This is a genomic window from Streptomyces spinosisporus (assembly GCF_022698145.1).
GTDB classification, from domain to species: domain Bacteria; phylum Actinomycetota; class Actinomycetes; order Streptomycetales; family Streptomycetaceae; genus Streptomyces; species Streptomyces spinosisporus.
Window position 1 is genome coordinate 557365 of the sequence record NZ_JALDAX010000005.1, and the last position, 13578, is coordinate 570942.

Below are 13578 nucleotides of genomic sequence, written 5' to 3' on the forward strand. Positions count from 1 at the left end.
CATGATCAAGCAGGTTTCCCACACGGTCGCCGACACCGGTCCGGCCGCACTCGCCCTCGCTCTGGAGGTGGCGCAGGAACTGCACGCGCCGGTGACCCGGGCGCCCGAGGTGGTACCGGTCCCGCAGCTGATGGGTCTGCACACCTCCACCGCCCGCCCGCACCGCCGCAAGGTGCCGCTGAACCGGCTGGCGGCGCTGCGCGGCTGACCGCCCCGGCCCTTCACGCCGTACGCGTCCGCAGGGAAACATGCGAGGCTGAAGACATCCCGAAGGTTCAAACAGCTGCAAGCAGGTTCGAGCACTGTCAGCCCCTTGTCGTCCCACCGCACCCGAGGAACCAAGAGCCCATGAGCCCCGCCGATGGCGACCGTGACCCCCAGCGCATCCTGATCGTCGACGACGAGCCGGCGGTGCGTGAAGCACTCCAGCGCAGCCTCGCCTTCGAGGGGTACGACACCGAGGTCGCCGCGGACGGCGTGGATGCGCTGGAGAAGGCCACCGCGTACCAGCCCGACCTGGTCGTGCTCGACATCCAGATGCCGCGCATGGACGGGCTGACCGCCGCGCGCCGGATGCGCGGGGCGGGCACGACCACGCCGATCCTGATGCTGACGGCCCGGGACACGGTCGGGGACCGGGTCACCGGGCTGGACGCCGGCGCCGACGACTACCTGGTCAAGCCCTTCGAACTGGACGAGCTCTTCGCCCGCGTCCGCGCTCTGCTGCGGCGCAGCTCCTACGCCGCCGCTGCCGTCGCCGGCACGGACCAGGAGAACGAGGCGCTGGCCTTCGCGGACCTGACGATGGATCTGGCGACCCGGGAGGTGACGCGGGGCGGGCGCCCGGTGGAGCTTACGCGCACCGAGTTCACGCTCCTGGAGATGTTCATGGCGCACCCGCGCCAGGTCCTCACCCGTGAGCAGATCCTGAAGGCGGTCTGGGGCTTCGACTTCGAGCCGTCGTCGAACTCGCTGGACGTGTACGTGATGTACCTGCGCCGCAAGACCGAGGCCGGTGGCGAGCCGCGCCTGGTGCACACGGTGCGCGGGGTCGGGTACGTCCTGCGCCAGGGCGGCGCCGAGTGAGCAAGGTCCTACGGCGCTTCCAGACGCTGCCGATCCGGTCGCGGCTGGCGATGCTGGTCGCTGCCGCTGTGGCCTTCGCGGTGGCGGCGGTGTCGGTGACGTGCTGGTTCATCGTGCAGGGCAAGCTGTACGACCAGGTCGACGACGACCTGAAGGACATGGCTCGGCGGCCCGGTACGGTCGGGGTGATGCTGCAGCGGTGCACGCAGACCCCGGAGCAGAACACCCAGCCGTTCCACGGCCGGGACGAGTACGTCCAGGCGATCAAGGAGCGGGGCGCGCCGTGCGTCGACCCGACGTCCCCCAGCACCGTCAAGGTCACCGGCGCCGACCGGCAGGTCATCAAGGACGCGAAGCCCAGTGAGGGGCTGTTCCGTGACGGCACGGACGCCGACGGCAACCCCGTACGGGTGCTGACCCTGTACCTGGGTGTCGACCGGAACTCGCAGGGCGTCGCCGTGGTCCTCGCGACCCCCCTCAAGAGCACCCGGTCCACCCTCAACGAACTCGCCCTGATCCTCCTCATCGTCAGCGGCATCGGCGTGCTCGGCGCAGGCGCGGCGGGACTCGCTGTCGCACGGGCGGGGCTGCGTCCCGTCGACCGGCTCACCGGGGCCGTCGAACACGTCGCCCGTACCGAGGATCTGAGCATCCGCATCCCCGTGGAGGACGACGCCGAGGACGAGGTGGCGCGGCTGTCGCGGTCGTTCAACTCGATGACGTCCGCGCTGGCCAGCTCCCGTGAGCTGCAGCAGCAGCTGATCGCGGACGCCGGGCACGAGCTGCGTACGCCGCTGACCTCCCTGCGCACGAACATCGAACTGCTCACCCGCAGCGAGGAGACGGGCCGTCCGATCCCCCCGGCCGACCGCAAGGCGCTCCTCGCGTCCGTGAAGGCGCAGATGACCGAGCTGGCCGCGCTGATCGGCGACCTTCAGGAGCTGTCGCGCTCCGAGGGGCAGCGGGGTGAGCGCGTGCAGGTCGTCTCGCTGGAGGACACCGTCGAGGCGGCGCTGCGCCGCGCACGGCTGCGCGGGCCGGAGCTGACGATCACCGCGGACCTGCAGCCCTGGTACGTACGGGCGGAGCCGTCCGCCCTGGAGCGGGCGTTCGTCAACATCCTCGACAACGCGGTGAAGTTCAGCCCGGAGCACGGCACGATCGAGGTGCAGCTCGGCAGCGGCATCCTGACCGTCCGCGACCACGGCCCCGGCATCGACGCCGACGAACTCCCGCACGTCTTCGACCGCTTCTGGCGCTCCCCCAGCGCCCGCGCCCTGCCCGGCTCGGGCCTCGGCCTGTCCATAGTGGCCCGCACGATCCAGCAGGCGGGCGGCGAGATCACCCTGGAGCCGGCGGAGGGCGGCGGGACGGTCGCGACCGTACGGCTGCCGGGTGCGCCCACGCCGCCGCCGGAGGTGCCGTAGCGGCGGTCACGGCCTGAAGCACTCCCAGCCGTCGCTCCCGGCGAGCTCGGCGCACGCCTTGACCGCCTTGGTGTTCCCGGCGCGCACCGCGACCATCGGCGAGGAGCGCAGGATGCCGGTGGCGTACCGGTCCGCGATCACCAGTTGCTGTGCGGCCGCACCGGGTGCGGAGACCTCGAAGCGGTCGCCGACGTGCTGTCCGCTGACGCGCACCCAGGCCGCACCGCACTCGGGCTTGTAGCGGATCTGCATCTCGACACCCGACCGCCTGACCGTCCGCAGGACCTGGGGCACGCCCTGCACCTCCACGTCGCCGCAGCCCGAGTCCAGGGGCGGCCTGCCCGTGCACGCCGTGCCGTGGCAGCGGACCTGCCGGACGGTGCTGTGGGTGCCGGAGACAGGGGTGGACCGCGGCTCGTCGGACGGCGACAGCACCACCGTGAGCACGATCGCCAGGGCGCACACCACGGCACCCGCGGTCGCGAGCACGGCGGGGCGGCGCCACCAAGGCGGCGAGGCCGGGGCTTCCTCCGGGGCTTGCGGGGGCGTCCCGGCCGGTTCCGGCTCGGTCGCGGTGGGTCCGGGGCGGGCGCCGCGCCCGCTCCAGGCCACCTCCGCCAGCTCCCACAGCGCCACATACCGTGCGGGCGGCACCCCCGCCACCCGGCACAGCGCCTGCACCGCCGAACGCGGCGGGAGCTTCCGGCCGTTGAGGTAGCGCTCCCAGGACGACTTGCTGAAGGCGGTCTGCCCGGCCAGCGCGGCCAGGCTCAGCTCCGTACGTCCGCGCAGCTCGCGCAGGGCCTCGGCGAGCCGTGCGCATTCCGGGGCCTGCCCGCTCATCGGCCCAGTGCCCCCCAGGTCTGCGGTCCGACCAGGCCGTCGACGTCCAGCCGCTTCTTGTCCTGGAACCGCTTGACGGCGATCTCGGTGTCCTGGCCGAAGCGGCCGTCGATCCGTCCCGGCGAGTACCCGGCGTGCTGCAGCAGGCACTGGGCCTCGACCACCGGCCAGCCCTGCACATTGAGTCCGATCACCGAGGTGTGGTCCGTGCTGTGTCCCGCGTAGAGGACGCCGCCGCGCCGTTCGAAGTCGCAGCGGTAGGTGCCGCCGTAGGTGAAGGCCGCGCCGGAGGCGGTCGCCGACGCCGACGCCGACTGTGACGCCCTGCCCGTGTCCGTGCTGTCGTCGTCCCAGGGTGCCGACACCAGCAGGGCGCCGATGACACCGCCCACGAGGGCGCAGGCCAGACCACCCAGCACCAGCCGGAGTGGGTGCGGGCCCGGCGGCACGGGGGTGGGCGGCGGGGCGGGCTCCGGCTCCTCGGACGTCTCGCCGTGGCCGTTGTTCCGGCTCGCCGCCGATGCCGCCCACTCCGCCTCGGCGATCTCGTGCAGGGCCAGCAGACGTTCGGGGTCACTGCCGCAGACGCTCGCCAGTTCCTCGACGGCGGTGCGCGGCGGCAGCGTCCGGCCGTTGAGGTAGCGCTCCCAGGACGACTTGCTGAACGTCGTCTTGGCGGCGAGCGCGTGCAGGCTCAGGCCGGTGTGGTCCTTCAACCGCCGCATCTGTACGACGAGTTGCCACATCTGCTGGTCGAGCTCTGCCGGCAGCTCCTTCCAACGCGACATGTTCCACCCCATGTCCGGTGTTCCGTGTCCCCTTCAGGGAGGCATGTCTCCCCCCGCATGGTTCCCCGCGTGCCACGCGCCGCAATGTGAGCCCCCGTCATTTCGGCCACGCGAGCACCGCAGCAGAGCGGCCGGGCCGTCCCAGGGACGCCTCAGCCGCGGATGCGTCCCAGCAGGTCAGCGCGTACGGCGTCCCACGATGCCCCGTCCGGCCCGAACCCACTGGCCCCACCGGTGAATTGGCCAGCATCGTCGGTCCTGCAAGCCGGGCGGCGCGGTCCACCCCGCGCCGCCTCCACCGACCAAACGGGGAAGGAACACCCACGACATGAACGCACGCAAGCGCATGGCCGTCGCCCTCGCCACCGCCACCCTGGGCGGTCTCGCCATCGTCCCGGCGGCCGAGGCCGCTTCCACGAGCGCAAGCCACCAGTCCGCCCACACCGCAGCCGCCACCGCGGTCCGCAGCGACAGCACCGCGGGCAGCTGGACCTGCAACTACTACCACGGCAACTCGAAGATCCTCAGGTCCGGTTCGAAGGGCGCGGCCGTCAAGGAAGCGCAGTGCCTGCTGAAGCTCCACTGGAAGACGCCCAAGGGCAAGCACCTCGCGATCGACGGCAAGTACGGCCCGAAGACCACGGCGGCCGTGACCGAGTTCCAGAAGCGCGTGAACCGGTACCAGCACGCGGGCATCCCGGTGGACGGCATCGTCGGCCCGAAGACCTGGAAGTGGCTGCGCTACTGACCTCCGCGCAGGACCACACCCGGCGGTGCGCCCTCCCCACGGGGGAGGAGGGCGCACCGCCTCGTGCCGTGGCACCAGATCTGCGGGGCCGGCTCTCAGCCGACGGCCAGTCCCGCCCCCTCGATCCGCACCCTGATCCCCTCCTTCTCCACGTGTACGTCCCGCAGCCGCAGCGCGCCCTGGTGGGGTGTGGGCAGTCGGAAGCCCAGGGAGAGGCGGTCGGCGAGGACGGGGCGGGTGAGGCGAGGCAGGGCGTTCAGGAGGGCGGGGTCGAAGCCGAGGCGCTTGAGCAGCGCGGGGTGTTCCAGCGCCAGGTCGATCAGGTTGAGCCGCATGGCCCGGTGGACGAAGCGCGGTGAGCCGGTCACCCGGGCCAGCTTGTCGTCGGAGCGCAGCGCCTCGCGCACGACGGGCTCGGGCACGCCGAGCCGCCGTATCACCGCGGGGACGGAGAAGAGGGCCTTCGCCTTGCGCGTCTCGTGCGCAAGGCGCGCGGCGGAGCTGCGGGTCAGGTGCAGTCCCTCGGTGTCCCGGGCGCCGGGCCGGTAGGTCGCCAGGTCGCCGATGTCGAGCCGCATGCCGCCGATCTGCGTGGCGATGCCGTGGTCGCCGTCCCGGCCGATCCGGGCGTCGGCGCGCAGCCGCAGGTCGTGTCCGGCGACCGGAAGGGTGCCGCGGGCCAGCACCCGGTCACGGCCGCGCCCGCTGAACGTGACCTGGGACGCGCCGAGTTCGCGGTTCAGGTCGTCGAAGGAGAGCAGGACGTCGCCGTCGAGCCGGGGAATTCCCGCGCCCCTGACGGAGGTCGGCCCGTCGGGGGCGTCCAGCCGTACGTCGTGCGCGGTCGCCGTGACCTTGGCGAGCGTGACCCGGTCGGCCGCGACGTCCGGCACGGTCACCCGCACCGAGTCCAGCCGGTCGTCGGCGAGCTGGGTGAGGAAGGGGAAGCCCTCGATCTCGACCTCGGGCGCAGCGTTCAGCTTCAGCCGGTGCTCCAGGGCGTTCGCCGCGCGGTGTTCGGCGTACAGCAGCGCCCAGCGGTCGGCGAGGGTGAGGAAGGCGGTGAGGACGCAGACGCCCACCACCGCCTTCAGCGCGAGCGGCAGCCCCGCGAGGCGGCCGCGTTTGCGCCGCCGGTTGCCGCGGCGGTGGTTGGGCGGGCTCCAGGGCTCCTCTTCTTCTTCCTCACCCTCGTTGGCGACGAAACCGTCGAAGGTGTCGAAGATGTGCAGGCCGGCATGCGTCGATATGTGGGGGGTACGCATCGAACCATCCGACCATGCGCACCAGCCCCACACGCAACCTCTACCGCACCGGTGCGATCTACCTCATGATCGAGATCCGGTCGGCCGCCGGCGGCGGCATCGGGCTGCTCGCCGAGGAGTTGGCCGTCAGATACTGCTCCAGGGCCGTCAGGTCGTCGGTGCCGACCAGGTCGTTCGTGCCCTGCCCCAGCGTCGTGAAGCCGTCGCCGCCGCCCGCGAGGAAGCTGTTGGTCGCGACGCGGTAGGTGGCGGCCGGGTCGATCGCGGCGCCGTTCAGCCTGATGGAGTCGGTGACCACGCGGTCCGCGCCGGTCTTCGTCAGGTCCAGGGTGTACGTCAGCCCCGACGACGGCTGCAGGACCTTCGGGGAGCTCTCGTTGGCGCCGCTCACCTGCTCCTTCAGCACCTGGACCAGCTGGGCGCCGGTGAAGTCCTGGAGGTTCACGGTGTTGGAGAACGGCTGCACGGTGAAGCCCTCGGCGTACGTCACCACGCCGTCGCCCTCGCTGCCACTGGCCGCGTAGGTCAGGCCCGCCCGCACACCGCCGGGGTTCATCAGCGCGAGGTCGGTCTCCGGGTCCAGCTCCTTGCCGTACGCCAGCTGTGCGTCGGCGATCAGGTCGCCCATCGGGGACTCGGTGCCGGTGCTCGGCACGTCGGCGGAGATGTAGCCGATCGCGCGGTTGCCGATGGGCGCCGCGAGGGTGTTCCACTTTCCGATCAGCGCGGTCATGTCGGGTGCCTTGGCGACGGTCCGGGTCACCACGTGGTTCGCCGACTTCACCGCCGTGCGGGCGATGTCACCGGTGCGCCGGTCGTACGTCAGTGTGGTGTCCGTGTACAGGCGGCCGAAGGACGCGGCCGAGGTGACCATGCGGGGCTTGCCCGAGGGGTCGGGGATCGTGCAGACGTAGGCGTTGTGGGTGTGCCCGGTGACCAGGGCGTCCACGGCCGGGGTGATGTTCTTGGCGATGTCGACGATCGGCCCGGAGACGCCGCTGCCCGCGCCCGCGGAGTCGCAGTCGTAGTTGTAGGCGCCCGAGGCCGGGAAGCCGCCCTCGTGGATGAGCGCCACGATCGACTTCACGCCCTGTGCCTGCAGCACGCGCGCGTACTTGTTGATCGTCTCGACCTCGTCCTTGAACTTCAGGCCCTTGACGCCCTCGGCGGAGACGACACCCGGGGTGTCCTCCAGGGTCACGCCGATGAAGCCGACCTTGACGTCCTTCTTCCTCCAGACCCAGTACGGCTTGAGGATCGGCCTGTTCGTCTTCTCGTCGAGGACGTTCGCGGCGAGGTAGGGGAAGTCGGCGCCCTGGAACTTCTTGTCCGTGTAGCAGCCGTCGGTGGGGTGGCAGCCGCCGTTCTGCAGGCGGGCCAGCTCCTTCGCGCCCTCGTCGAACTCGTGGTTGCCGACGGAGGTGACGTCCAGGTCGAGCTTGTTCAGCGCCTCGATGGTGGGCTCGTCGTGGAAGAGGCCCGAGATCAGCGGGGAGGCGCCGACCATGTCGCCGCCGGCCGCGGTGATGGAGTACTTCTCGCCCTTGCGGGCCTCGCGCAGATGCGTCGCCAGGTACTCGACGCCACCCGCGTCGATCGTCTTCGTCGTGCCGTCGGGCTGGAGTTCGGTGACCCGGCCGGAGGAACCGGCCGGCGGCTCCAGATTGCCGTGCAGGTCGTTGAAGGACAGCAGTTGTACGTCCTGGTAGCGGCTCGGGCCGTGATGGCCGTGGCCCCTGGACTCGTGCGCGCCCGCCGGATAGGCCGCGGCGAGAGCGCCGGCGGTGGCGAGAGCGGCGGCCGCGGCCACGAGACGGAGCGTTCGTCTGTGGCGCGGACTCGGCTGGGAAGTGGCTGGCATGCGCCCCCCTGTGGGTCTGCTGAGGAAGTGGACCGTCCGGCGCAGCCTAGGGTCAACGCGCGTAGCACGAAAAGGGATGGGGGGTTACATCCTGGTTTCCCTTTGCCCCTCCCTTGACCCCCACTTTGCGGGTGGCTCCCCTTACCCTCATACGCATGACCAGCGACGACACCGCCCGGCCCGGCCGGACCCGGTCCATCGAGACCCATGCCGAGCTCACCCCGGAGCAGACCGAGGCCGTGCTCCGCCTGCTCGCCTACGCCGCCCGCGCGGACGGCCAGCAGGCCGTGTCCGAACAGGGGCGGCTGCAGCTGCGCGGCGGCGCCCGCGAGGGCGTCTCCCATCTGCTGCTCAATGTCGGCGAGGAGCTGGTCGGTTACGCCCAGCTGGAGGACACCGACCCGGTGGAGGCACCGGCCGCCGAGCTGGTCGTCCACCCCTCGCACCGCGGGAACGGGCACGGACGGGCGCTGGGCTCGGCCCTGCTCGCCGCGTCCGGCAGGCGGCTGCGGGTGTGGGCGCACGGCGGCCATGCCGCGGCGCGGCATCTCGCGCAGGTGCTCGGCCTCACGCTCTTTCGCGAACTGCGCCAGATGCGGCGGTCGTTGACGGATCTGAACCTGCCCGAGCCGGTCCTGCCGGCCCGGGTGAGCGTGCGCACCTTCGAGCCCGGCACGGACGACGCGGCCTGGCTGGAGGTGAACGCCGCCGCCTTCGCCCACCACCCCGAGCAGGGCTCCCTCACCCAGCGCGACCTGGACGACCGCAAGGCCGAGCCGTGGTTCGACCCGGCCGGCTTCTTCCTCGCCTTCCGCGACGGCGAACTCGTCGGCTTCCACTGGACGAAGGTCCACGCCACCGAGCGCCTCGGCGAGGTCTACGTCGTCGGGGTGCGGCCGGGGGCGCAGGGCGGCGGCCTCGGCAAGGCCCTGACGACGATCGGGCTGCGGCACCTGGAGGCGCAGGGCCTGCCGACCGCGATGCTCTACGTCGACGGGGACAACAAGGCGGCGGTGTCGGTGTACGAGAGGCTCGGGTTCACCACGTACGAGACGGATCTGATGTACCGGACGGAGACCTGACCCGCAGCGCCCCCGGCCGGCGCCGCACCGGCTCCGGCAGGCACATCCCCCACAGCAGCACGGCCCCCACCAGCACGCCCGCCCACCGCTGGTGCGCCGCCTCCCACCGCGCGTCGCCCGGCGCGACGAACAGGGCCCAGCGGTCCGGCAGGAGCAGGGGCGCCACCACGGCCGTGAAGAGGAACGCCGCCGCCACCGACGGTCCCGGCGCGAGGGCGTCCGTCAGACGGACCGCCGCCGCTCCTGCCGCGAGGGCCAGGACGCAGGCCGCGGCCGCCTCCAGGGTGAGGGCGCCCGCCGGGGGCCGTGCCTGCGACGGTACGAGGAGCAGCGCGGCCGTCCACCACAGGGCGGTGACGGGGGTGATGAGAGCGAGCCGGACAGCGGTGCGCAGGGCGCGCCGGGTCGGCACCGTGGCCGTGGTGTGACGGGCCGGGTCGTCCATCAGGAAGGCCAGGCCCACGGCGTCGGCGAGGATCGCGCAGCGCAGCAGGACGGCGGCCAGCCAGGGGGCGGGGTCACTGTCGACGATCCGGGCCACCGCGAGGATCAGCAGCCCGAGGCCGGCTCCCGCCGCGGGCGCGCGCCACGGCAGCGCACGCGCGGCGGGCAGCAGCAACTGCCGTATCGCTCGCGCCTGTCGGCTCACTCGCACCGGTCGGCCGCCTTCGGTGCGGCCACCCCGAGCAGCTTCGCGACCCGCGCTGTCGTCACCTTCGGGGTCGTCAGCTCCGCCCAGTGCGCCGTGACCCGCGGGGCGATCTCGCCGGCGGGCCGGCCGAGCAGCTCTCGTACGACATCGGTCTGGCCGGCCGTCATCGACATCGGGTTCGTGGGCGACAGGACGATCGCGGAACCGCTCACGCTGTCGTCGAGCCGGACGTCGCGCAGGGAGGTCATGGGGTCCGGCAGACGGTTCAGGGCGAGCCACATGACGGTGACCATCCGCCCGTCGCACAGCGAGCCCGCCGCCTTCTCGTCGCCCGCGACCAGCACGGCGGCCACGGCGGCCGAGAACTCGGGGACGCGGTTGCCGCCCCAGGCGGTGCCGACCGTCACCTGGTGCGGGGTCATGGACGGCTCCAGGGCTGCGTCCCCGGTCAGGCCGTGGCGGGCGTCGATGCGCTGGCGTACGACGAGGGGCTGGGTGCGGGCGGTGCCGCCGGCCGAGGACTGCACGTCGTGCACCACGTCCGCCCAGCTCTCCGTCCGCGCCGTCCACTCCGGGAAGGCGCAGTACGTGGAGGACCCGTGCCGGACGCACGTCTGGTCCTTCTCCGGGGAGACCGAGGCCCGTTCGCGCGCCGCCTTGGTGTCCGCACCGACGGGCGCGCACTGCAGGACGCCTCCGGTGACCGCGAGGGCCGCCGCGCCCGCGGTGGCGGCCGTCAGCATCCAGCCGCGGCCCCCTCCCGCCAGCACCGCGAGCAGTGCCAGGGTCAGGGCGAACCCGGCGAGATACAGGGCGTGCCAGGCCGCGGGCCGGTCCAGCAGAGCTGCGGGCAGCGTCTGGGAGCTCGCCTCGGTCACGACGGGTGCGAGCCAGCGCAGGCCGCGCTCGCCGTCGCCCGCGGGGAATCCTCCGGCGACGAACAACATCAGCACCAGCAGCACGGTGATCAGCGGCGCAGCGATCGGTGACGCCACCAGCCGGGCGAGCAGCACGCCCAGCGCGCCGAACAGCAGCACCGTCAGCGGTCCCACGAGCAGTTCGCCGGGCGAACCGCTGCCGACCGCGCCGGAGCGCAGCGCCGACCAGCCGAACTGGGCGAGCGCGCAGACGGCGGTGAGCAGGACCACCGGGACCAGGGAGAGCGCGTGGGCCGCGGTGCGCCACGACCTCGGTAGCACCAGAACGGCGAAGTGGCGCTCCGTGTCACGCCGCTTGGCGCGCAACACGGCCTGGTTGACGCACACCAGCACCGCCATTCCGACCAGCAGCAGGGTGGTCTGACCGGCCCGGTCGGCGTCCTGGAGCGCGGGGTAGCCGTCCTGGAAGTCCGGGGTCCGCCACACGATCCAGCCGACGTAGAGCGCGAAGGCGAGCAGCACGGGGAGGGTCAGCAGCAGGCGGCGCGCCTCGAAGAGGGCCAGGGCGAGGGCGGCCGCCCAGGAGCTGCGGCGCCCCGCGTCCCGCGTCGCCACGGGCGCCCCGTCCAGTACCGCGGTCATGCCGCCACCTCCGCGCCCGCGCCGTCCAGGGTGAGCAAGTAACCGTCCTCCAGGGTGGGTTCGAGCAGGTCCGCGCCGTCGGGCGGGCTGCCGACGTTGCGGAAGGTGCCGGTGCCGGTGCGCCAGCCCGCCTTCGCGGCCGGGTCGCGTTCGGTGCTGATCCACACCCGTCCGGCCGCGCGTGCGGTCAGTTCGGCCGGGGTGCCGTCGAAGCGGATGCGGCCGCCCGCCATGACCAGGACGCGGTGGCAGAGCATCGCCACGTCCTCGGTCTGGTGGGTGGACAGCAGGACCGTGCGGCCCTCGCCCGCCTGCGCGATCAACTCCCGGAAGCGCATGCGCTGTTCGGGGTCGAGTCCGACGGTCGGCTCGTCCAGCACCAGGAAGCCCGGGTCGCCGACGAGCGCGGCGGCCAGTGCGACGCGCTGCCGCATGCCGCCGGACAGCTTCTTGATGCGCTTGCCGCGTACGTCGGCGAGGTCGACCTCGTCCAGCACCCGGCGCACCTCGCGGTGGCGTGCGGCCCGGTCGGTCAGCTCCTTCAGGATCGCCACGTAGTCGACGAACTCGAAGGCCGTGAAGTCCGGGTGGAAGCCGGGTGTCTGCGGCAGATAGCCGAGCCTGCGCCGCAGCTCCTGCCGGCCGGCCGGCGTCGCGGGGTCGTGCCCGAGCACGGCGAACGCGCCGCGGTCGGCGGGCACGGCCGTCGCCAGCACCCTCAACAGGGTGGTCTTTCCGGCCCCGTTGGGCCCGAGCAACCCGGTCACCCCCTGCCCCAGCCGCAGCGACACGTCATCGAGCGCCTGGGCCCGCCCGTAACGCAGGCTCAGCCCCGAGGCGGAAACGGTGGGGATCATGCGGCACTCCCGGAGAAGACGTCGAAGCGATCACGTACGAGAAAGAGCAGCCCCGTGGCGAGGACGGCCAGCGCGGCGGCGGCCCCCTGCCCGGCCGCGGTGAACGGCGCGAGCGGGCCGTCGTCGCCCGCCTCGGCGAGGAGCAGTGCGAGCCAGGCCCCGCCGACGAGCGAGGGCGCGAGGACCGGTCCGAGCCGTGGGATCAGGGCGAGCCCGGTCGCGGTGAGGGCGAGCGCGGGCAGCAGCCAGGCGAGGGCGCGCAGCCCGTAGGACGGCAGGGCGAGCGTCGCCAGGCCGTTGAGGCCGATGCCGGCGGCGAGCACGGCGACCGTACGGATCATCAGCAGCCGGAACCCGTGCACGGGCGAGACGACCGCCATCTCGTACGTCGGGTCGACCGCGGGCCCGTAGGCCAGGGCGACCCCGGCCAGCGGCAGCAGCGGCGCGAGCGCGAGGAACAGGATGGGCGAGCCGGAGGAGTACACCGCCCCGACGGTCGTGACCAGCAGGAACACGACCGCCGCGAGCCAGGAGCGGCGCAGCACCGAGGTGGCCGCGAGCAGCCGGGCGGTGTGGTCGGCGACCCCGAGCCGCAGCAGCAGCGACTCGAACAACCCGGGCCGGGGCGCGTCCAGTTCGGCGTCCAGCCGTGCCCACCCCGCCTCCAGGCCGCCGGGGTCGCCGGCCTCCGCGAGCCGGGTCCGGCAGATGGCGCAGGCGAGCAGGTGGCTGTCGGCCGACCAGAGCGCGGGCGGCGCCAGCTCGCCCCGGGCGTAGGCCCCGAGGTCCTCGGCGGCCACGTGCCAGGTCCCCCGTTCTCGTTCCCGACTGCTCATGCCAGTTCCTCCCGCAGTTGCTTACGGGCCCGCATCGCCCGTGTCTTGACCGTCCCCGGCGGTATCCCGAGCAGGACGGCCGCCTCACGGGTGGTGAGCCCGTCGATGACGGTGGCCTGCAGCACCGCCCGCAGTTCCGGCGAGAGCCGGACGAGGGCGCCCGCGAGGTCGCCGTGCTCCACCCCCGCGAGCACCCGTTCCTCCGCGGACGCCTCGTCGCGGTGCCGCAGCCGGGCGAGCGCCTGCCGCAGCCGCCCCCGCGCCCCGTCGCCGCGCAGCGCGTCGATCAGCCGCCGCGACCCGATCCGCCACAGCCATCCGGCCACGTCGATGTCTTCGCGGTAGCGGGCCTTGCCCCGCCAGATCGCGAGGAACGTCTCCTGTACGACGTCGTCGACCACCCCGGGGTCGGCGCAGCGGCCGCGCAGCCGGGCGGTCAGCCAGGGGGCGTAACGCCGGTACAGCTCCTCGAAGGCGCCGCGGTCCGCGTCCGCCGCGACGGCGCACAGCAGCTCCCCGTCGCTTCTCGTTTCGCTCACATCTCCTCATCGCTCGGCCGGGCCCGATCGGTTCACAGGATCCCGCTTGACTTTGCCGCACCCCTTCCACCACC

14 protein-coding genes are annotated in these 13578 nt (G+C 72.9%); 5 read left to right on the top strand and 9 right to left on the bottom strand.

What is annotated here, in order from left to right:
* The first annotated feature begins 1 nt into the window (after nt 1).
* The 3 genes from MQN93_RS17190 (at nt 2) to MQN93_RS17200 (ending at nt 2513) form a co-directional block, all read left to right on the top strand.
* On the top strand, nt 2-208 hold the full coding sequence (locus MQN93_RS17190) for a hypothetical protein (RefSeq protein WP_242710131.1): 207 nt from the start codon (nt 2-4) through the stop codon (nt 206-208).
* 140 nt (nt 209-348) lie between these two features.
* Nucleotides 349-1086, top strand: a complete 738-nt coding sequence (locus tag MQN93_RS17195) for a response regulator transcription factor (protein WP_016436810.1) — start codon at nt 349-351, stop codon at nt 1084-1086.
* Nucleotides 1083-2513 (top strand): sensor histidine kinase, encoded by a 1431-nt coding sequence (locus tag MQN93_RS17200; RefSeq protein ID WP_016436811.1) that lies wholly within the window; start codon nt 1083-1085, stop codon nt 2511-2513. Before MQN93_RS17195 ends, MQN93_RS17200 begins: the two co-directional genes overlap by 4 nt.
* Nucleotides 2514-2519: 6 nt before the next feature.
* Here MQN93_RS17200 and MQN93_RS17205 read toward each other — a convergent pair whose 3' ends face one another.
* Nucleotides 2520-3356 (bottom strand): helix-turn-helix domain-containing protein, encoded by an 837-nt coding sequence (locus MQN93_RS17205; protein WP_242710132.1) that lies wholly within the window; start codon nt 3354-3356, stop codon nt 2520-2522.
* On the bottom strand, nt 3353-4144 hold the full coding sequence (locus tag MQN93_RS17210) for a peptidoglycan-binding protein (RefSeq protein WP_242710133.1): 792 nt from the start codon (nt 4142-4144) through the stop codon (nt 3353-3355). The genes MQN93_RS17205 and MQN93_RS17210 overlap by 4 nt, the downstream gene beginning before the upstream one ends.
* 328 nt (nt 4145-4472) lie before the next feature.
* Between MQN93_RS17210 and MQN93_RS17215 the strand changes: the two genes are divergently transcribed.
* Nucleotides 4473-4892, top strand: a complete 420-nt coding sequence (locus MQN93_RS17215; RefSeq protein ID WP_016436814.1) for a peptidoglycan-binding domain-containing protein — start codon at nt 4473-4475, stop codon at nt 4890-4892.
* A 95-nt stretch (nt 4893-4987) separates the two neighbouring features.
* Here the strand turns inward: MQN93_RS17215 and MQN93_RS17220 are convergent, their stop codons facing one another.
* Together MQN93_RS17220 and MQN93_RS17225 are read right to left on the bottom strand one after the other, a co-directional pair.
* Nucleotides 4988-6157, bottom strand: coding sequence for an LmeA family phospholipid-binding protein (locus tag MQN93_RS17220; RefSeq protein ID WP_242710134.1), 1170 nt, complete (start codon nt 6155-6157; stop codon nt 4988-4990).
* Between the two features lie 58 nt (nt 6158-6215).
* Nucleotides 6216-8018 carry a bifunctional metallophosphatase/5'-nucleotidase gene (locus tag MQN93_RS17225; RefSeq protein WP_242710135.1) on the bottom strand — a complete coding sequence of 601 codons (1803 nt, stop codon included), beginning with the start codon at nt 8016-8018 and terminating at the stop codon, nt 6216-6218.
* Nucleotides 8019-8173: 155 nt separating this feature from the next.
* Here MQN93_RS17225 and mshD point away from each other — a divergent pair, with 155 nt between their 5' ends.
* Complete coding sequence (gene mshD / locus MQN93_RS17230) at nt 8174-9100, top strand: mycothiol synthase (protein ID WP_242710136.1); 927 nt, start codon at nt 8174-8176, stop codon at nt 9098-9100.
* On the opposite strand, the gene MQN93_RS17235 is transcribed toward mshD, so the two are convergent.
* From MQN93_RS17235 to MQN93_RS17255, 5 genes are read right to left on the bottom strand one after another with little or no spacing between them, the layout of a single operon-like run.
* Nucleotides 9057-9755 (bottom strand): ABC transporter, encoded by a 699-nt coding sequence (locus MQN93_RS17235; RefSeq protein WP_242710137.1) that lies wholly within the window; start codon nt 9753-9755, stop codon nt 9057-9059. The genes mshD and MQN93_RS17235 overlap by 44 nt on opposite strands.
* Complete coding sequence (locus MQN93_RS17240) at nt 9746-11272, bottom strand: ABC-2 transporter permease (RefSeq protein WP_242710138.1); 1527 nt, start codon at nt 11270-11272, stop codon at nt 9746-9748. Before MQN93_RS17240 ends, MQN93_RS17235 begins: the two co-directional genes overlap by 10 nt.
* A complete protein-coding gene (locus tag MQN93_RS17245) occupies nt 11269-12129 on the bottom strand; it encodes an ABC transporter ATP-binding protein (protein WP_242710139.1) in 861 nt (286 codons plus the stop codon). Before MQN93_RS17245 ends, MQN93_RS17240 begins: the two co-directional genes overlap by 4 nt.
* Nucleotides 12126-12965, bottom strand: a complete 840-nt coding sequence (locus MQN93_RS17250) for a zf-HC2 domain-containing protein (protein ID WP_242710140.1) — start codon at nt 12963-12965, stop codon at nt 12126-12128. The genes MQN93_RS17245 and MQN93_RS17250 overlap by 4 nt, the downstream gene beginning before the upstream one ends.
* On the bottom strand, nt 12962-13504 hold the full coding sequence (locus tag MQN93_RS17255; RefSeq protein WP_242710141.1) for an RNA polymerase sigma factor: 543 nt from the start codon (nt 13502-13504) through the stop codon (nt 12962-12964). The genes MQN93_RS17250 and MQN93_RS17255 overlap by 4 nt, the downstream gene beginning before the upstream one ends.
* Nucleotides 13505-13578 lie beyond the last annotated feature (74 nt).